This window comes from Marinoscillum sp. 108, from assembly GCF_902506655.1.
GTDB classification, from domain to species: Bacteria; Bacteroidota; Bacteroidia; order Cytophagales; family Cyclobacteriaceae; genus Marinoscillum; species Marinoscillum luteum.
The window spans coordinates 1,432,793-1,450,505 of sequence record NZ_LR734808.1; the positions used below are offsets into that span (position 1 = coordinate 1,432,793).

A 17,713-nucleotide genomic window follows, 5' to 3' on the forward strand; every position below is an offset into this window, starting at 1 on the left:
CTTTGCGCTAGTTTTAAAGTTAACCATAGTCAAGAATTTAGCACTCCACATGGGCGACATAGCAGTAAATATTAACAAAATAAAAACAGAGCTCGCCGGCACCAGTGCCCGACTGATTGCCGTTAGTAAGACCAAACCCATGTCTGCCGTGCAGGAAGCGTACGACAGTGACCAGCGGGATTTTGGTGAAAACAAAGTACAGGAGATGACTGAGAAGTACGAGGCTCTCCCAAAGGACATCCGGTGGCACATGATTGGTCATCTGCAGCGGAATAAAGTGAAATATATCGCTCCTTATGTGCACCTCATCCATGCGGTGGATAGCGTGAGATTGCTGAGGGAAATAGACAAAGAAGCCGCCAAAAACGACCGAATCATCTCATGTCTCCTTCAAATTCACATTGCAGAGGAAACCACCAAGTTCGGGTTCGACAAAAATGACCTGCAGTATTTTCTGGAAAATGGTGAACTCGAAGCCCTTACCCACATCAAAGTATGCGGACTTATGGGAATGGCCACCCTCACCCAGGATACTACTCAGATCTCTAAGGAATTTGAAGGACTTAAGATGCTATTCGATGAGTTCTCTTCAAAATTCCATTTCCGCAATTTCGAGCTTACTGAACTCTCAATGGGTATGAGTGGCGACTATCGGCACGCGCTGGAGCATGGCAGCACCATGATCAGAGTGGGGAGTTCTATCTTTGGAGAAAGAAATTATGGATAAGAAACACTTGTTAACCGGGAGTATACTGGCTGTAACTGCTGTGGGTTTAGGAGCTTTCGGAGCACACGCTTTGGCTGAAACGCTGGAGACTTTCGGGAGAAAGGACACCTACGACACAGCTGTGCGGTACCACATGTTTCATGCTCTGGCCATTCTTTTTGTAAGCATCTTATATAAAAATGGTCCACATCAATTGCTGACATGGACCATTCGTTTCTTTTTGAGTGGCACCCTGATCTTTTCGGGTAGCCTCTATGTGCTTTGTATAACCAACATTACCGTTCTGGGAGCCATCACGCCTATTGGAGGTATCCTCTTCATTGCCGGTTGGGTTACGCTTATTATCTATGCTCTACGCCATCACTGATCTACAGGGGCTGGAGCCAGTACATTGGTGGTGATCTTCACGCGCTCCGTGCTGTTGATGGCGTTTGAAAGAATCGTTACCACCTTGTTTTGCATCCCCATCTTACCCCGGCTGTTGAAATTCACAGTAATCTCTGCCGTAGCTCCCGGTGCCAGAGGCTCTCTGTCCCAGTTGGTAGCAGTACAGCCACATGTGGTGCGCACGTCTGAAAGAATTAAAGGTTCGTTACCCGTGTTTTCGTATTTGAAAACATGCGTTACTCTGTCACCCTGCGTGATGTCACCAAAATTATGCGCAGACTCAGTGAAAGTGATCCTTGGACCATTCTGTACTTCTTCTGCACCTGTGGTTTGTGCTACTACGCCGAATCCTACGCAGAGTATGAATAAACTTGCTAAAACTCTCATATAATTTTTTTTTTGAGTAAAGTTAACGTACATCGATATAATATGTTAACAAAACCATGGCAGATTCCATCACCAAAAGCATTTTTGAAGGACGAGTAAGGGTAAGAGTATGCGGAATACTCCAGGAGGAGAACGCTATATTAATGCTCAAACATAAAGGGATCGGACCTAATGGTCACCTGTGGTCACCTCCAGGAGGTGGTATCGAGTTTGGCGAAAATGCGGAAGATGCGCTAAAAAAAGAATTTCTGGAAGAAACGGGGCTGACGATCAGTGTAGGTCAGTTTTTGTTTGTGAATGAGTATCAGGACGACCGGCATCATGCCATCGAACTCTTTTTTGAAGTGACCCGTCTGGCAGGAGAAATTCAATTAGGGGCTGACCCGGAGCTACCAAAAAATAAACAAATACTGGAAGAACTGAGGTGGCTGAGTTTTGACGAAATCAAAAACATGGATTCAGGTTTCCTGCACAATGCTTTTGGCCTGACACAGGAACCAAATCAAATAACCGAATTACGCGGGTTTTTTAAATTTGCGAATATTTCCATAAAATAGCGTTTCGCTAACAGTCTAATTATCTTTATTATTGCAAAAAACCCTAACATCAATGACCAAAACAAAAATCTTTACCATAGTTTTCGGAATCGTCGCATTGTGCTTGTCGTTCTTCCTGTATTACTCTATCAACTCTAGTATAGAAGAGTCTCAGAGAATTGCTAAAATGGAAGCACGAATCATTGAGCAATTAAAAATGATTAGAGAAGCGGAGCTGTCGTACCTTGCCGTGAATGGCCGATACACCAGCGATTGGGATAAACTATTGGCATTTGTGGATTCTGGTAGGTTTTACCTTACTGAGAAAACCGAATATGTAATCACTCTGGATTACGGTGCAGATAGCACCTATGTGGAAATAGACACCTTGGGTACGGTTTCTGTAAAAGATTCAATTTTCAAAAAGTCAACCTGGCCGAGGTTCAATCTATCTACCCTTCCATACGTGCCGGGTGTAGAGCCTCCAACCAAATTTGATATCTGGGCTGATAAAATTGAAAAGAGTGGGGTTTCTGTAAATGCAATAGAGGTAAAAAATCCTAAGCCTATCAACCCTATTAGGGATGAAGAAAGTGAGTATAACACAAGAAAGCCTCTGAGATTTGGCTCCAAAACAAGTGTAACTACAGCAGGTAACTGGGAATAATATTTTGACAAAAACCGCCACATCAAATTTCAAACTCATTAAAAGAATTAAGGCTGGCAGCTTTGATGAATCAAAGCTGCCATCTTATTCTCTTTGTCTGCAAATAGGCATTCGCGATTTTCAATTTTGTGTGGTAAATAAGCAGACAGGCACCTGTCTGGTGATGGAAGATTACAAGCTGGAAAACATCAAAACGATCAATACCCGGCTGGAGGTCATCAAAGAAATCGTCAACAAACACAGTTTCATAGGTTCCAATCTCTGGGACAACATCAAGGTAAGTTTCAAAACTCACAAGTTCTCTCTGGTGCCTGGTTCGCATTTTCTACCGGAAGCATCCAGTGATTACCTGGCCGTGAATTCGGAGATTAAAACCAAGATTGAGGAGGTTTATTACTACAAGCATATCGCGAGTAGTGCAGTGAACATCTTTGCTTGTGACAAAAAAGTCATTTCCTGGTCCAAGGAGCGTTATCCCAATAAAAGTTTACAGGTCATCCATCAGGGTAGTGCGCTGATCGAAGGAGTGCTGAAGTATGATGACCACTCCAAGGAAAAAACCATGTTTACCTACTTTGACAGGGGTATTCTGCACATCATGGTATCTCAGAAGAATCAGTTGCTCTATTACAATCAGTTTGCAGTAAGAAAGAGCGAAGATTACCTCAAATACATTATGCTCGTTTTTAAAGAGATTGGTCTTTCGCCCAAAACCAGCAGTCTGGTAGTATGGGGACTACTCAAGAACGACGCACCACAAATCGAACTCTTGAAGAAATATATCCGAAACATCTCCTTCGGTACCAAACCAAACTTTCTGAAATTTCCCTCAGAGTTTGAAGACATTGCCGATCACAGGTATTTCGATCTGTACAGCATATTTCTCTGCGAGTAATGAAAAAAACAGCGATCTTCCCTGGTTCGTTTGACCCATTCACCAAGGGTCACGAAGACATTGTGCTGAGAAGCCTGGAACTCTTCGACGAGGTGATCGTGGCCATGGGGCATAATTCCAATAAGAAGCGGTATTTCGAAGTGGACTTCATCATCGGAAAGATCAACGCTGCATTTGAGGGCGATGAGCGGGTGAAGGTCATAGTGTATGATGAACTCACGGCCATTCTTGCTCAAAAATACAATGCTCGCTATCTCGTACGCGGGCTGAGAAACACCACTGACTTTGAATACGAAAACAGTATCTCACAAATCAATAAATACCTGAATGCAGGTCTGGAAACAGTCTTTTTGATTACCTCTCCTGACCTGGCTCCTATTAGCAGCAGTATTATCCGCGAAGTACATCGCTATGGCGGGGATGTGACTCCCTTCCTGCCTTACAAACTTTGATCGTGTATTTTGAGGAGTTTGTGATACTCCTGTATCACCACCCGAATGGAGCGGTAGGAATTGTAAAGCGCTGCACGTAGCTCGGTAAGGGTCATCCATCGTACCTCATCTATCCCCTCTTCGGCCTGTGGTGTCAGATTAGAGTCATCCAGGCAACGCATCACATACCAGTGCGTCTTTTTGAGCACATATTTTTCTTTGTTGATGTAAGTGTGCCACGTGGCGTTGATCTTTTTCTCTATGGACACCTTCACCCCTGTTTCCTCCTCCACCTCGCGTATGGCACAGTCACGCTTATTCTCTCCTTTATCCAGCTTCCCTTTGGGTATATCCCACCTGTCCTTCCGGTAGATCAGGAGGATTTTACCACCCTTGTCCACCACCCCACCGGCAGCCTCTATCACTTTAAACTTCTTCTTGATATAGCGGATCACGTCCCGCTTGTCAGTACTACAAAAAGTGATCGAATCTACTTTCTTTAGTTTATTATCCGTCATCACGTGCAGGAGATCATCCACCTTATCGGCGGCAGCATCTGTGATCAGCACATCATCAATGAGAGATTTTGGTTTTATTTTGGTGATCGCCCCATCAATGACCAGATCAAATTCTTTGGCAGGATCCAGCTCCTCAGGACTTACGATACTTACAGGGATATCATTGATGAATATTTTCACAAGAAGTTTAGCTTTGCGTACAAATAAAACACATAAATATTGGGGTATAAAAGCGCCTTCTAATATTTTTAAAAAACTTATCGACAAAGCATGCCTGTACAACAATACGACAATCAAGTCGCAAAAGAAATCGCTAAAGCCCTCCTGAACATTGAAGCCATCAAAATAAGCCCCAAGGCGCCCTTCACGTGGGCATCAGGTTGGAAATCTCCCATCTATTGTGATAACCGTCTCAGCCTTTCCTATCCGGAAACAAGAAGCCTGGTTAAAAATCACCTCGCCAAAGTGATCCGAGAAAAATTTCCGAATGCAGAATGCATTGCGGGGGTGGCCACAGCCGGCATTCCACAAGGTGCTCTTGTCGCTGATGCTCTTGATTTGCCTTTTATCTACATCCGATCCACCACCAAAGGCCACGGAATGGAAAATCAGATAGAAGGAGTAGCTTCTAAGGGCACCAAAGTTGTTTTGATAGAAGACCTGGTCTCCACAGGCGGAAGCTCTCTACAGGCCGCTGAGGCTGTGCGAACGGCAGGCATGGAGGTACTAGGTATGGTGGCTATTTTCACTTATGGGTTTGGCATCTCTGAGGAAAACTTCAAGGATCACCATGTGGACCTGTGGTACCTGAGCGACTACTCCACCATGATAGCAGCGATGCTGGCCGATGGAAGCATAGCTCCCGACCAGGAAGCTACCCTGCAGGCATGGAGAAGCAATCCTGCTCAGTGGAATCAGTGAAATTTTTCTTCTACGCCCAGGCCGAATAGGGCAAAATCGTACTTTACAGGATCTTTCGGATCAAACGCCTTGAGCTGATTGGTCAGCTCAATGGCAGTTTGCCAATCGGTCTGCTTCCGGGTGATCAATCCCAGCGAGCGAGCCACCCGATCTACGTGTAAGTCACATGGACACACCAGTTGAGAGGGCTTAATGACCTTCCACAACCCAAAATCCACCCCGGAAGTATCCTGCCTCACCATCCAGCGAAGAAACATATTCAGACGTTTACATGCTGATTTGCGAACCGGGCTCGAAATGTGTTTGTAGGTTCGCCTGGGGTGGTCAGGTATAGAGAAAAAATATTCGAAAAAACCTGCCAGATGACTATAAGTGTCACTGGCACCAACCAGAGCGCCACGAACAAAAGCGTTCTCCAGGCTTTCGTGTTGGGAGTAATGGTGCCGGAAAAACTCAATGAAATAAAGCGCGTCTGTAGCATTGAATGTGCGGTGTTTGAAATCGAGAAAAGCCCTCAGGTCGGATTCTGAGTGATTCAATATGAAATCATACGGAGCATTGTCCATTCGCTCAAAAAACTCCCGACACTTATTGATGATGGTCACCCGCTGACCCCAGGCGAGTATTGAGGCCATAAATCCAGCAATCTCAATATCCTGCAAGCGAGTATACTCATGTGGGATGGAGATGGGGTCATTTTCAATAAAACCAGGCTGATTGTATTGGGTAACCTTCTCGTCCAGAAACGCCTTTAGCTCAGGGATTTTTGTCAAAACAACTAATCCAGATAGTAAGATACCTCCACCCTCGTCTTGGGGTCAATCACTCCTAGTCGTTCAAAGCAGATAGGCGTCAGCCTGATCATCACATTCTCATTAAGGCCAGTCTCAGGGAGCTTTCCCACCACCCTGACAAAAATCTTTTGATTATTCATCAGATTGCGTACTTCTATGAGCGCACCGACGGATAAGGTACGATGTAGTGCCAAATACTTTTGAGTCTCCATACCATCCTCTATCTTTCGGGCCGTACCCTCTTCAAATACCCGGGTAAAGCCACTTTGATCTTTAACGGTCTTGCGCTGACCATATGGCAGTATCTCTACAGCATCATTCTGCGCAATTCTGACAGAATCCGGTTTTCCCCTGACCAATAGTTTTTGGCCAATGGATAAATAGGCATTGGGCAAATGGTTCCAGAAAACAATGCTGTCAGGTTTCACCTTAAACTTGGCTGCTATGGTCTCCAGCAAGTCTCCGCTTTGTACGTAATATTCTGTAAAACCTGGCGGCACGGTGGATTTTGGCTTAGGAGTCTCCTTCGTGGGTTTCTTTACCTCTACGGGTGCAGGTACTGCCTGATCATCCGAGATTCGAATGGTTAGCTGCTGATCAATGGAAATCTCATTAGAAGGTAAGGAATTCCATTTTTTCATATCTTCCACAGCCACTCCATATTTTCGGGATATCGAATAAAGGGTTTCACCCTGCACCACCGTATGGGTAACCTCCTCCATGGCGGAAGATGCTTTTGGTTCAACGGGCTTCATCTCAGATGCCTGCCTGGCCTTGCTCTTATCGATGGGCAACTTCAGTTCCTGTCCGAGAGAAATCTGATTGTTTTGGATGTCATTGAGCTTCACTACCTGCTCCAGATCAGCGCCATATCTTCTGGCCAAACTGTAAAGTGTTTCGCCCTTTTCTACCTGATGGATGACAAAATACTGGCCCTTGTTTTTTTCGACCCTCAACGAATCTAAACCACCAGCCCGGCCGGCCAATGTCCCAAAAGTGAATACTAAAACGATTCCGATTTTATAGCTCAATTGCATGAATTTGATTACCATTCTGAACAAACACCAAAAGATTATTGAAAGAAAAAAAACTGCCGGAAGCATAGCCATTCAAACCCTTATCTACCACCTCGTGGTAAAGCTCGACATCTCCCTGCATAACCAAAAGCTTTCTATCAAACTTTGTACCTAAACGCTCATAATAGCTTATTATGATATTTTTTCCATACTCATCATACTCAAAACCCACCGGTGCCTCCTCCATTCCCAAAAACTCCTTTACCAAGGTATAGTACTCAGAACCAGGGGCATAATAAACCGGATATCTCACGTTGCTGCCTGCCAACGGCTCTGTCCGGCTACCAAGGCTCCATCGCTGCTCATTGGACTGATCTCCCGGAACATGCCCCATGAGCTCTCCACTCTCCATTTGTATCAACTGAAAATCAGTAAGCACGTGATTGAGACTCAGTGAAAGGGTATCATATACCAGCAAATCCTTGCTGAGCGGATTCTGTGGGTCATTGTACCGCTCGAGCAAAAGAAACGGATGATAAAACCTCAACACGGTGGTCCACCAATCAGCCTCAGGGATCTCAAATGACTTTTTGTCCTTAAGAGATTTTAAATCAAGAAGTTGATATTTCACCTCCCCAGTATCCTCATCCCGAAGCTCCAAAACCATGTATCCTGTGCCGGCATCCAGTGCCACCTGCCATATTTTGGAAGTGAATGATAAAGAAAAAGCGAAAGAAGGTACAGCCACGAGGTTGATTGAAGTATTTTTATTCAAATTTGTTGTAAAGTTAGGACAGCCACTATGCTTAAAAAATATATCTTCTTTTTCTTCCTCATTTCAGGCCTTTTGGTTCAGGCACAAGATAGCTCGCAAGTGAACGTGCTACATCTCAAAGTGCTTGATAACATCGACCCAAGAACCAACAGGTACACCGAACTTGGCTTTGAAAAAGCCAAAGAGATGGAGGCGGACTATGTGATTTTGGAGCTAGACACCTATGGTGGGGCGCTTAATGATGCAGATGAAATCAGAACCCGCATTCTTAACTTCGACAAGCCGGTTTATGCCTTTATCAATAAGGATGCTGCCTCTGCAGGAGCGCTCATTTCCATCGCTTGCGATAGTATCTACATGGCCAAAGGATCCAGCATTGGTGCAGCCACGGTGGTCACTCAGGATGGTACGGCAGCCCCGGACAAATACCAGTCTTACATGCGGTCTATTATGCGATCCACAGCGGAGGCTAAGGGAAGAAACCCACACATTGCAGAAGGCATGGTGGATGAGGATATCGATCTGGATAGCATAGCTACAGAAGGAAAAGTGGTTACATTTTCGGTTTCAGAAGCCATCAGATATGGTTTTTGCGAAGCTGAAGTGTCAAATATCGATGAGATCATGTCCCGATCGGGAGTCGCCACTTATGACATTACTGAATTCAAGCTGAGTCTGACCGACCGGATCATCGCCTTGTTTTTGAACCCGTTTGTTAGTGGGATCTTAATCCTTGTGATCATTGGGGGTATTTATTTTGAGTTGCAAACACCAGGGGTGGGTTTTCCTATATTGGCTTCTGCCATAGCAGCCATCCTCTATTTCACCCCTTACTACCTCAACGGACTGGCCGAAAACTGGGAAATCATCATCTTCTTTGCAGGGGTGCTGCTGATTGCCGCTGAGATCTTCGTCATTCCGGGATTTGGTATAGCGGGTATTTCAGGCCTTATCCTCACATTGGGATCGCTGATCCTGGTCATGCTCAATAATGATACGTTCGATTTTTCATTTGTACAGGTAGACGATATTTTCATTGCCGTAGCCACCACACTGGCAGGCCTGATGGGCTCCATCGTCATTATGTTTATGGCTGGGGCGCGACTGACCAACTCCCGTTTCTTCAATCGAATCGCCCTACAGGACATTCAGGATCAAACAGAGGGTTATACCTCCAGCTTTTATAAAAGCAAGTCGATGGTAGGCAAAAAAGGTATCGCATACACCATACTGAGACCCAGTGGCCGTGTGGAGATCGAAGGTGAAATTTACGACGCTTATACACGCGGAAATTACATTGAAGCCGGAATAGAAATAGAAGTGATCTCCGATGAAGGGACCTCTCTGAAAGTGCGGGAAGCAAAGTCATGAGGATACTGGGGATCATACCGGCCCGGTACGCTTCGTCCAGGTTTCCGGGTAAAGCGCTCGTCCAAATCCAAGGAAAAACCATGATCAGAAGGGTGTATGAGCAGGCCATTAAGAGCCAGCTTGTAGATAAAGTCCTTGTGGCAACTGATGACCAACGCATCTTCGAAGAAGTGAGCAGTTTCGGTGGAGCAGTGATGATGACCAGCGCCGCTCATCGTAACGGTACCGAGCGATGTGCCGAAGTGATCCTGGAGCATCCCGGATACGACTATGTGATCAACATACAGGGAGACGAGCCCTTCATTCACCCGGAGCACATAGATGGTGTGGCTACCTTGCTCGATGGAGACACAGAACTGGCTACCCTGGTAAAAAAAATTACCGATCCGGCAGTTCTGGATGACCCCTCGGAAATGAAAGTGATTTTCAATCAAGATCAGGAAGCCATCTATTTTAGCAGAACCTGCATCCCCTACCTGCGTGATGTAAAACCAGAAGATAGACTCAAAAAACATACTTTTTATAAGCACATAGGCCTCTATGGATACCGCAGAGATATCCTTCTGGAAATCACGCAGCTGCCCCCTGGCACGCTCGAGACTGCAGAAGCACTGGAACAACTCAGGTGGATTGAAAACGGGTACTCCATTAAAATCGGTTTGACTACTTTAGAAAGCCAAATGATTGACACGCCCGAAGACTTGGCCAAACTCACTCAGGACATGACATTATGAGAAAGACTTTGAAATTTATCACCTGGACGTTCATGGGGCTCGCCGTGATCTTCTTTTGGATTTCACTCCGCAATGCAGAAAATAACCTGGAGTACACCATTGTAGCCATGATGATGATCGCGATCGCCTGGGGTACCAACTATTTTTTAAGGAAACATGAAAAAGCAGAAAAGGAAGACTGAAAACTGCCTCAATTGCGGATTTCCACTTAAAAGTACGTTTGAATACTGCCCTCAATGTGGTCAGGAGAATACCGACAATCAGATCTCTTTCGGCAAGCTGATTAAAGATTTTTTGGCCAACTATTTCTCTTTAGACTCCAGGTTTGGCAGGAGTATTCGTCCGTTTTTCCTGAAACCCGGCACCCTCACCCGAGAGTTTATGGAGGGAAAAAGGGTGAAATACGCCAATCCCATTCGGCTCTATCTGGTGGTCAGTCTGATTCACTTTTTCTTTTTTTCCATTAATATGGATGGGAAATCGGATAAGAACCAAGGGATCATTAAGCAAAGTACTCCGGACTCGACAAACAACACTCCCACGATAGTGACCGAGACCGAGGACCTGGATTCGCTGGATACAAGCTGGCCCATCTCCGGATCGGAATGGAAGATTATCAATCGGATGGCGCGGGATAAGGCCGCGGACTACAGCATCGAGCAAATTGAAGATTCCATTCACAATGAACAGAAGCCATTTGCAGCTGCCTACATCAACAGACAGATTATCAAACTAACGAAATCCGACATGCCAACCATCAACCGGTACATCGTCAAAAACATCCCCATCCTGATGTTCTTTCTTTTGCCGGTATACGCTCTACTGCTCAAAGTATTTTTCAGAAAGGGACTCTATATCAACCACATCATTCACAGCTTGCACCTCCATTCCTTTGCTTTCATAGCGCTCACCTTTTTGTGGATTTTAGGGCTCATCAGCCCTTCCTGGGCAGATACTATGGACATTGTCTTTCTACTGGCCATCATGGGATATCTGGTGATTTCCTTTAAAAACACCTATCAACTTGGCTATATGACTGCCATTTACAAGGTTCTTTTGAGCGGCTTTCTTTACACCATCATCATGGGACTCAGCCTGTTTTTTGGTGTCGTCATTAGCCTGTTGTTTTACTAACCCCTCATATGCCCGCAGCTATTTTTCAAGGACGTATCACCCATTTTGAGCAACAATTCACCCGACATAGCGATCTGGCTACGCGGTATTCTCTCCTCAGAGCCATCACCTTCTTGGCAGGAGCAGTATGTTTCGTGCTCCTTCTTAATAAAGACCACTGGATGTTTGTACCATTGCTGTTTATGGCTCTTGTTGGGTTCATTTTTTTTGTGACTCGATATCAGTTTCACGAAGGAAAGAAAGCTTTTTTTACCCAGTTGATTTTGATCAATCGGGAAGAAATTGACCGGTTAAACCTCCACCTTTCGGGGTTCAGGACAGGTGATGAGTATGCCCAAAAAGACCACCCTTATCAGGCCGATCTGGATGTACTGGGGCAGCACTCCCTGTTTCAGCTCCTCAACAGGTCTGCCCTACCCGATGCTGAAAAAATGCTCGTTCAATGGCTATCAGAACCGGCCGAGGCGCGGACCATTACAAGGCGTCAGGAAGCCATAAGAGAATTAAGTCAGAAAGTGGATTGGTTTCAGCATTTCAGGGCTGCTGCACGGGTGGCCGTGAATCAGAAAAGTAAAGAGGCCCCACACACCAACGCCTCTCATCTCTATCATTGGGCATCTAAGCAGCTGATGCTGCGACAAAGCCTTTGGAAAATGGCCTCCATAATTCTTGTAGTTATTTCTCTGGCTCTTGGCGCCTGCATTCTTCTTCAGTGGCTACCCTATCAGGTGATCTATATTTCTATCATTCTAAATGGGGGCTTGCTCGCACTGGTTATTAAAAAGCTTAACCATCAGATCGCAGGCATTGACAAAGCCCATTACATGGTTTCTACGTACAGCCACATGATCTCTGAAATGGAGAAACAGACTTTCACCTCGGAAGAGCTGTGCCACTTGCAGTCCCAACTCACCACACCCAATAGCGCCTCTTTGGCCATCAAAAAACTTTCAAACCTTACTTTACGCATCAGTGCCAGGGGCAACATGTTCTATATGATTGCTGATTTTCTGCTGATCCTGGATGCCTTTTTACTACTGGATATCTTAAAGTGGAAAAAGGCCAACGCTGACCACATGAACGAATGGCTGGAGGCGGTTCATCAACTGGAGTGTCTCATCAGCACGGCTGCTTTCGCACACGCCAATCCACAATATGTTTTTCCTGAGGTTACTCTCGCAAAGCAAAGTCTGAAAGCATCCGATATGGGACACCCGCTGGTTTCGGCTGCAGAAATGGTCACCAATGATTATGAAATCTCCGGCTCAGGATCTGTGGATATCATCACAGGATCCAATATGTCAGGCAAGTCAACTTTTCAAAGGACACTCGGTATCAACATGGTGCTGGCCGGAGCAGGTGCGCCCGTCTTCGCATCAGCATTTACTTTCACCCCATGTCGGATATTCACCAGCATGCGGACCAAAGACAATTTGGAAGAGCATACGAGTTCCTTCTATGCTGAGCTCAAAAGAATCGCTCAACTGCTGGACCTGACAAAAAGAGGAGAAGTGGTTTTTTTCCTACTGGACGAAATACTAAAAGGAACTAACTCCCAGGACAGGCATACCGGAGCGGTAGCCTTAGTAAAGAAGCTTACTAAAACGGAAGCTTTCGGGCTCATCTCCACCCACGACCTGTCGCTCGGGCAACTGGAAGAAACAGAACCAAAGGTGAGAAATTACAGCTTTAACAGCTCAATTGAAGGAGATAGAATCATTTTTGATTATCACCTCAGCAAAGGGGTATGTCGTAGTTTCAATGCCTCTCAGCTGATGAGAAACATGGGAATTATTGACTAGCTGTCGTTTTCTCCAGCTCCACAAGCTGAAGTAAAACACGCTGGGCCTTGCGACGGGTGAGCGCTGCAGCCTTTAAATTGGACATTTCTAACGCATATACACGCTCCATCAGCTTGTCATACCGATCTTGCAGGAGCTGCTTTTTGGGTTTCGAACTAAATAAATTGAATATATTCATGATTTTTTATGATTATACAAAGAACACTCTGACCACCAAAATGTTTTAAAAATGGGCAAAGTCTCCATCATCATGCCTGTAAAAAATGCTGAGAAATACCTCAAAGAGTCCATTCAAAGCATTCAAAATCAAACCTCAGACAACTGGGAGCTCTTGGCTATAAATGACCACTCCACAGACTCCAGTAATCAAATACTCCAGGAATTTAGCGCCCACGACTCACGTATCCGGTTGCTGCAAAACATAGGTATGGGCATCATTCCTGCACTGCAGCAGGCCCTTAGATTGGCTACAGGAAAATTCGTGTCCAGAATGGATGCTGATGACATAATGCCAGCTAATCGCTTAGAAAAGATGAGTACACTATTGGAAGCATCCGGGCCCAAAACTGTCGTTACAGGCTTGGTACAATACTTCTCAGATCAACCGGTGAGTGCTGGCTATCAGAAGTACCAAGAATGGATCAATCAGGTAAACCGCACAGGCACCCAGTGGCAAAACATCTATCGTGAGTGCGTCATCGCTTCTCCCAACTGGATCGCCCGAAGGTCCGAAATACAGGAGATCAAGGCATTCGAAAACCTTCGGTATCCAGAAGATTACCACCTAACGCTCAAATGGTATCAGGCCGGATTTAAGGTAGAAACCGTTCCAGAGGTCATGCTACTGTGGAGAGAACACAATATGCGCACTTCCCGAACGTCAGAGCACTATGCTCAAAAGGCATTTTTTGAATTGAAGATTAAGCATTTCATTGATATGGACCTGCAAACGAACCACCTGGTAGTTTGGGGTAAAAACCCAAAAGGGAAGCTAACGACAGATATTCTCAGCCATCATGGCATCCCCTTTCTCTGGCATGATCTGAAAAGCTATCGCAAAATAGAAAGTCTGGAAAACCCCCAGATCATAGTGGCTGTATATCCCGACCCTAAAGAGCGGAACCAACTAGAAAAATACCTAATGAACCTGGGACTGATGCCCGGTAAAAATTGGTGGTATGTCTGAGATTTTAGTTCTTTACAGCTTCTTAAAGTATTCCAGCTATGAATAACGCCATCTACCTGCAAGCACTCATCGAAGATCAAAAAGGAAACTGGGAACAGGCTCATGACTTGATTCAGGACCTAACCAGCCCGGAAGCTGCATGGATTCATGCTTTTCTTCATCGCAAAGAAGGTGATGTCTCCAATGCCCGGTACTGGTATCACCGGGCCAATAAGCCATTCCCCACTGTTAGTCTAAGTGAGGAATGGGAAATCATCTACCAAACCCTCGACGGGCAGTAGCTCAACCAACCAGAGATTTCAGACTCTCGTCATTGGCACGGATGATCTGATCAATGTCATCATCAGACAGCACTGCAGACACAAACAGAGTTTCGAATTGTGACGGAGCCAGGTATATACCCTGTTCAAGCATTTTATTGAAATAACTCCCAAACAGGGCGGTATCGCAGCTCTTAGCGGTCTCAAAATCCACCACCTGCTGATCCGTGAAAAATAAGCTATACATACTCCCTATCTGGTTGATGGTATAATTCAACCCAAGCACCTCCAGGGTCTCGCGATAGCCCGAAACAATCCTCTTGGTATTGGACTCGAGCTTTCCATAAGTTTCCTGATGATCACTAAGGTACCGAAGCATCGTATATCCTGCCGCCATGGCCACCGGATTTCCTGATAGCGTACCGGCCTGGTATACCGGACCCTGTGGTGACACAAAGTCCATAATCTCTTTCTTGCCTCCGTAGGCCCCCACAGGCAGTCCTCCACCAATGATTTTGCCCAGGGTAGTCATGTCCGGGATCACCCCTAGCCGCTCCTGAGCACCTCCGCGCGCCAACCTGAAGCCGGTCATCACCTCATCAAAAATGAGGACAATACCTTCCTGATCGCATATTTCTCTAAGCCCTTCCAGGAAGCCTGCCACAGGTAATACACAGCCCATGTTGCCAGCCACAGGCTCTATAATGATCGCTGCTATTTCACCTTTGTGATTATTCACAATTTCCCATACTGCATCCAGGTTGTTATAAGGTGCCAGTAGGGTGTCTTTGGTCGTGCCAGCTGTCACTCCCGGGCTATCAGGTGTGCCCATGGTCATGGCTCCGCTCCCGGCAGCAATCAAAAATGAGTCTCCATGCCCATGATAGCACCCTTCAAATTTGATGAACTTATCTTTTCCGGTGTATCCCCTGGCCACTCTGATAGCCGACATGGTGGCCTCAGTTCCTGAGTTTACCATCCTGACACGCTCTATAGATGGCACCAATTGACAAATCAGCTCTGCTATCAACACCTCACGCTCACCCGGAGCCCCGAATGAAGGTGAGCTTTGAATAGCCCTGATCACGGCTTCCTCCACCAGCGGGTTGGCATGACCAAGGATCATCGGACCCCACGAGTTGATCATGTCTATGTATGAGTTTCCATCCTCATCCATCATATGAGCTCCCTTGGCGGACTTGAAAAAGATAGGATCTCCCCCTACTGCCTTGAAAGCACGAACGGGTGAATTAACTCCACCCGGTATGTAATTTTTTGCCCTGCTAAAAAGCGATTTACTCTTTTCAATCTTCATACATTTCCCTGTTGACTACTTCTAATTTTGAGTCTTTAAACCTTACCATTGGTACCACCTGATTGTCATTGGCCACACCGTACCTGAACCCCTCAAAAATCCGCCCCTTTCTATACACGCCGCTCCGCAAATCGGTCTGAAAGTATTTACCGTATTGGTGCATCATGTGCCCTGCAAAATAAACCAATTCATACCCCCTCAGGTGGTTGACCGAAGGCCTGGTTTTGTATTTGGCAATAAACCGCTCCTGAAAATCGCGGTAGTAAAAACTATTTCGATCCTTGTAATCGGGATCGCTCAAAGCCACACCCAGCCTGTCCAGCTGATTAAATGAGAGCATCGTAAAGTCCAGCCAATCACCATAGCCGTAAAGACGGATACTGTCTCCGCGAGTCTCCACAGCACTGATCAGGTTATTGGCAAAAAGGTTGCTTCGCGTGGCTGCCAGTATATGACCGATACTGTCCGGTGCAATTCGGAATAGTTTCTCATAATAGACAATCCGATTCTGATCATCGTCATAACTAATGGGTAACACAAAATCAGGATTACGTGACATTCTATCCATTTCATCCCTGCGAATCCTTCTGCTCTTGACAAACCTTCCTCTGATTTCCTGAATCGAATCTGCCTCTTCCTGGGTCAGATACTGATCATATTGCGCCCACAAGGTATCCAGAAGCTGACGCGAATTATCCTTGGTGATTTCGCGGAAAAGGACCACTTCAAATCCCGCTTCCTCCAGCTGTTGCTTATATATTGCCGCAAAGACAGAATCCCGGGCCGACTGCTCATAGAAGATCATGGCATATGGGTTCTTGTTTTCAGCAATGGCAAACTCAGCACATTTCATGGCCATCGTTTCATAGCTGGGACGCATCAGAAAAGAAAACGGATTGTCCCCAACCACCTCCGAATTGGAAGAAATTGGATTGAATTTATTGATCTTATTCGCTACGGAGTATTGATCCACCAAGGCATTAGGCTCAGGATAAAGCGGCCCTATGATCAGATCAGTGTTCTCAAAACCTTTGTTTTCCAGAATCTTTTTGGTTGCTGATGCCTTCCTTTTGGTATCATAGGGGAAGATATTCACTGGCTCGCCTCTCTTTGTCAGGTCTTCAGCGGCCATCAGCATCCCCTGATACATGTCCATCACCAGGCTGTTCTGAGTAATGAGCGAGGTATTTTGCAGTGACTCATAGAGAAAGGGCATGACCACCGCTATATTGTACACTTCCTTTCTCACCAGGGGCAATTCATACTCCGCGATGGTGTTAATATCAAAGCCCCACTCCGTAACCAACTCATCAATGCGCTGAATATCACGCTCCGAATAGGTAGCGGCATTCAGTTTCTTCACTAACACCTCCGCCAGTGGCTTACTATCGGGATATTCGCTAAACAGAGAATCTACCTCAGCAAGGTCAAGCGGTGAAATAAAAGTAGCAATCATCCGCTCCTCGTCCTCAGTATTGAGGGTTTCACTTGTCAGCTGAGTCGAATACTCCAGTGCTCTGCTAAAATCCCCGGTCATGAAATTGGCATAAGCCAGCCAAAACAACACTTCCGGTTTCTGATCCCAGGTGGGAAACTGGATGAGTACCTGGCGCCACATGTCTTTGGCTACCGCAAAGTCTTCTTGCTGAAAGGCGCAGAGGCCAAAATAGAAAGACGCATGTCTGCCAAAAACCTCGCTCTGTGACAAGGCGCTGAAAGCCGCTTTTGCACTACTATATTGAGCATTGTTGAAAAGACGCTTGGCCTCCAGGTATTCCGCCTGCTCACGCTGAGCATAAGCAAACACACAAACCAATAACATCCCGGATAAGAGCAAATACTTCTTCACAATAGCGC

General features: G+C 45.8%; 22 protein-coding genes. 14 read left to right on the forward strand and 8 right to left on the reverse strand.

All coding sequences use genetic code 11. The features are described from left to right. The first annotated feature begins 49 nt into the window (after positions 1-49). Both GV030_RS05945 and GV030_RS05950 read left to right on the forward strand, forming a co-directional pair. Positions 50-727, forward strand: coding sequence for a YggS family pyridoxal phosphate-dependent enzyme (locus GV030_RS05945; RefSeq protein ID WP_159580750.1), 678 nt, complete (start codon positions 50-52; stop codon positions 725-727). Further along, positions 720-1,094 carry a DUF423 domain-containing protein gene (locus GV030_RS05950; RefSeq protein WP_159580752.1) on the forward strand — a complete coding sequence of 125 codons (375 nt, stop codon included), beginning with the start codon at positions 720-722 and terminating at the stop codon, positions 1,092-1,094. Before GV030_RS05945 ends, GV030_RS05950 begins: the two co-directional genes overlap by 8 nt. Here GV030_RS05950 and GV030_RS05955 read toward each other — a convergent pair. Continuing rightward, positions 1,088-1,501, reverse strand: coding sequence for a DUF1573 domain-containing protein (locus tag GV030_RS05955; protein WP_159580754.1), 414 nt, complete (start codon positions 1,499-1,501; stop codon positions 1,088-1,090). The genes GV030_RS05950 and GV030_RS05955 overlap by 7 nt on opposite strands. A gap of 56 nt (positions 1,502-1,557) precedes the next feature. On the opposite strand from GV030_RS05955, the gene GV030_RS05960 reads away from it, so the two are divergent. The 4 genes from GV030_RS05960 to coaD are packed head-to-tail and all read left to right on the forward strand — an operon-like array spanning position 1,558 to position 4,051. Further along, on the forward strand, positions 1,558-2,058 hold the full coding sequence (locus tag GV030_RS05960) for an NUDIX hydrolase (protein WP_159580756.1): 501 nt from the start codon (positions 1,558-1,560) through the stop codon (positions 2,056-2,058). Between the two features lie 52 nt (positions 2,059-2,110). Beyond that, positions 2,111-2,704, forward strand: coding sequence for a hypothetical protein (locus GV030_RS05965; RefSeq protein ID WP_159580758.1), 594 nt, complete (start codon positions 2,111-2,113; stop codon positions 2,702-2,704). A gap of 4 nt (positions 2,705-2,708) precedes the next feature. Beyond that, positions 2,709-3,599, forward strand: a complete 891-nt coding sequence (locus GV030_RS05970) for a DUF3822 family protein (protein WP_159580760.1) — start codon at positions 2,709-2,711, stop codon at positions 3,597-3,599. Further along, positions 3,599-4,051: a pantetheine-phosphate adenylyltransferase gene (gene coaD, locus GV030_RS05975; RefSeq protein WP_159580762.1), complete on the forward strand. Its 453-nt coding sequence runs from the start codon at positions 3,599-3,601 to the stop codon at positions 4,049-4,051. Before GV030_RS05970 ends, coaD begins: the two co-directional genes overlap by 1 nt. Here the strand turns inward: coaD and GV030_RS05980 are convergent. Continuing rightward, complete coding sequence (locus GV030_RS05980) at positions 4,039-4,728, reverse strand: NUDIX hydrolase (protein ID WP_159580764.1); 690 nt, start codon at positions 4,726-4,728, stop codon at positions 4,039-4,041. The genes coaD and GV030_RS05980 overlap by 13 nt on opposite strands. 90 nt (positions 4,729-4,818) lie before the next feature. Here GV030_RS05980 and pyrE point away from each other — a divergent pair, with 90 nt between their 5' ends. Beyond that, a complete protein-coding gene (pyrE, locus tag GV030_RS05985; protein ID WP_159580766.1) occupies positions 4,819-5,469 on the forward strand; it encodes an orotate phosphoribosyltransferase in 651 nt (216 codons plus the stop codon). Here pyrE and GV030_RS05990 read toward each other — a convergent pair. The 3 genes from GV030_RS05990 to GV030_RS06000 are packed head-to-tail and all read right to left on the reverse strand — an operon-like array spanning position 5,463 to position 8,054. Further along, positions 5,463-6,233, reverse strand: coding sequence for a TIGR02757 family protein (locus GV030_RS05990; RefSeq protein ID WP_159583643.1), 771 nt, complete (start codon positions 6,231-6,233; stop codon positions 5,463-5,465). The two genes, pyrE and GV030_RS05990, sit on opposite strands and share 7 nt — an antisense overlap. A gap of 14 nt (positions 6,234-6,247) precedes the next feature. Continuing rightward, complete coding sequence (locus GV030_RS05995) at positions 6,248-7,294, reverse strand: LysM peptidoglycan-binding domain-containing protein (RefSeq protein WP_159580768.1); 1,047 nt, start codon at positions 7,292-7,294, stop codon at positions 6,248-6,250. Beyond that, entirely contained in the window at positions 7,284-8,054 is a 771-nt protein-coding gene (locus GV030_RS06000; protein ID WP_159580770.1) for a DUF4905 domain-containing protein, read from the reverse strand. Before GV030_RS06000 ends, GV030_RS05995 begins: the two co-directional genes overlap by 11 nt. A 27-nt stretch (positions 8,055-8,081) precedes the next feature. Between GV030_RS06000 and GV030_RS06005 the strand changes: the two genes are divergently transcribed. Genes GV030_RS06005 through GV030_RS06025 form a run of 5 tightly spaced genes read left to right on the forward strand, consistent with a single transcriptional unit; the run spans position 8,082 to position 13,095 of the window. Continuing rightward, positions 8,082-9,425 (forward strand): nodulation protein NfeD, encoded by a 1,344-nt coding sequence (locus GV030_RS06005; protein ID WP_159580772.1) that lies wholly within the window; start codon positions 8,082-8,084, stop codon positions 9,423-9,425. After that, positions 9,422-10,159, forward strand: a complete 738-nt coding sequence (kdsB, locus tag GV030_RS06010; RefSeq protein WP_159580774.1) for a 3-deoxy-manno-octulosonate cytidylyltransferase — start codon at positions 9,422-9,424, stop codon at positions 10,157-10,159. Before GV030_RS06005 ends, kdsB begins: the two co-directional genes overlap by 4 nt. Then, positions 10,156-10,341 (forward strand): hypothetical protein, encoded by a 186-nt coding sequence (locus GV030_RS06015; RefSeq protein ID WP_159580776.1) that lies wholly within the window; start codon positions 10,156-10,158, stop codon positions 10,339-10,341. The genes kdsB and GV030_RS06015 overlap by 4 nt, the downstream gene beginning before the upstream one ends. Then, positions 10,316-11,293, forward strand: coding sequence for a DUF3667 domain-containing protein (locus GV030_RS06020; RefSeq protein WP_159580778.1), 978 nt, complete (start codon positions 10,316-10,318; stop codon positions 11,291-11,293). The genes GV030_RS06015 and GV030_RS06020 overlap by 26 nt, the downstream gene beginning before the upstream one ends. Positions 11,294-11,301: 8 nt before the next feature. Next, the gene (locus GV030_RS06025) at positions 11,302-13,095 is read left to right on the forward strand and encodes a hypothetical protein (protein ID WP_159580780.1); all 1,794 of its coding nucleotides are present in this window, start codon (positions 11,302-11,304) and stop codon (positions 13,093-13,095) included. Here the strand turns inward: GV030_RS06025 and GV030_RS06030 are convergent. Next, entirely contained in the window at positions 13,085-13,273 is a 189-nt protein-coding gene (locus GV030_RS06030; RefSeq protein WP_159580782.1) for a Lacal_2735 family protein, read from the reverse strand. The two genes, GV030_RS06025 and GV030_RS06030, sit on opposite strands and share 11 nt — an antisense overlap. A 51-nt stretch (positions 13,274-13,324) precedes the next feature. On the opposite strand from GV030_RS06030, the gene GV030_RS06035 reads away from it, so the two are divergent. Beyond that, entirely contained in the window at positions 13,325-14,281 is a 957-nt protein-coding gene (locus GV030_RS06035) for a glycosyltransferase family 2 protein (protein ID WP_159580784.1), read from the forward strand. A gap of 38 nt (positions 14,282-14,319) precedes the next feature. Then, on the forward strand, positions 14,320-14,562 hold the full coding sequence (locus GV030_RS06040; RefSeq protein WP_159580786.1) for a hypothetical protein: 243 nt from the start codon (positions 14,320-14,322) through the stop codon (positions 14,560-14,562). Position 14,563: 1 nt separating this feature from the next. On the opposite strand, the gene hemL is transcribed toward GV030_RS06040, so the two are convergent. Then, positions 14,564-15,856, reverse strand: coding sequence for a glutamate-1-semialdehyde 2,1-aminomutase (hemL, locus tag GV030_RS06045; RefSeq protein ID WP_159580788.1), 1,293 nt, complete (start codon positions 15,854-15,856; stop codon positions 14,564-14,566). Next, complete coding sequence (locus GV030_RS06050) at positions 15,846-17,705, reverse strand: ABC transporter substrate-binding protein (RefSeq protein ID WP_159580790.1); 1,860 nt, start codon at positions 17,703-17,705, stop codon at positions 15,846-15,848. Before GV030_RS06050 ends, hemL begins: the two co-directional genes overlap by 11 nt. Between the last annotated feature and the right edge of the window lie 8 nt (positions 17,706-17,713).

Coding starts and splice junctions, on each gene's coding strand:
- GV030_RS05945 (WP_159580750.1), top strand. CDS start 50: ATGGGCGACATAGCAGTAAATATTAACAAAATAAAAACAGAGCTCGCC.
- GV030_RS05950 (WP_159580752.1), top strand. CDS start 720: ATGGATAAGAAACACTTGTTAACCGGGAGTATACTGGCTGTAACTGCT.
- GV030_RS05955 (WP_159580754.1), bottom strand. CDS start 1,501: ATGAGAGTTTTAGCAAGTTTATTCATACTCTGCGTAGGATTCGGCGTA.
- GV030_RS05960 (WP_159580756.1), top strand. CDS start 1,558: ATGGCAGATTCCATCACCAAAAGCATTTTTGAAGGACGAGTAAGGGTA.
- GV030_RS05965 (WP_159580758.1), top strand. CDS start 2,111: ATGACCAAAACAAAAATCTTTACCATAGTTTTCGGAATCGTCGCATTG.
- coaD (WP_159580762.1), top strand. CDS start 3,599: ATGAAAAAAACAGCGATCTTCCCTGGTTCGTTTGACCCATTCACCAAG.
- pyrE (WP_159580766.1), top strand. CDS start 4,819: ATGCCTGTACAACAATACGACAATCAAGTCGCAAAAGAAATCGCTAAA.
- GV030_RS06005 (WP_159580772.1), top strand. CDS start 8,082: ATGCTTAAAAAATATATCTTCTTTTTCTTCCTCATTTCAGGCCTTTTG.
- kdsB (WP_159580774.1), top strand. CDS start 9,422: ATGAGGATACTGGGGATCATACCGGCCCGGTACGCTTCGTCCAGGTTT.
- GV030_RS06015 (WP_159580776.1), top strand. CDS start 10,156: ATGAGAAAGACTTTGAAATTTATCACCTGGACGTTCATGGGGCTCGCC.
- GV030_RS06020 (WP_159580778.1), top strand. CDS start 10,316: ATGAAAAAGCAGAAAAGGAAGACTGAAAACTGCCTCAATTGCGGATTT.
- GV030_RS06025 (WP_159580780.1), top strand. CDS start 11,302: ATGCCCGCAGCTATTTTTCAAGGACGTATCACCCATTTTGAGCAACAA.
- GV030_RS06030 (WP_159580782.1), bottom strand. CDS start 13,273: ATGAATATATTCAATTTATTTAGTTCGAAACCCAAAAAGCAGCTCCTG.
- GV030_RS06035 (WP_159580784.1), top strand. CDS start 13,325: ATGGGCAAAGTCTCCATCATCATGCCTGTAAAAAATGCTGAGAAATAC.
- GV030_RS06040 (WP_159580786.1), top strand. CDS start 14,320: ATGAATAACGCCATCTACCTGCAAGCACTCATCGAAGATCAAAAAGGA.
- hemL (WP_159580788.1), bottom strand. CDS start 15,856: ATGAAGATTGAAAAGAGTAAATCGCTTTTTAGCAGGGCAAAAAATTAC.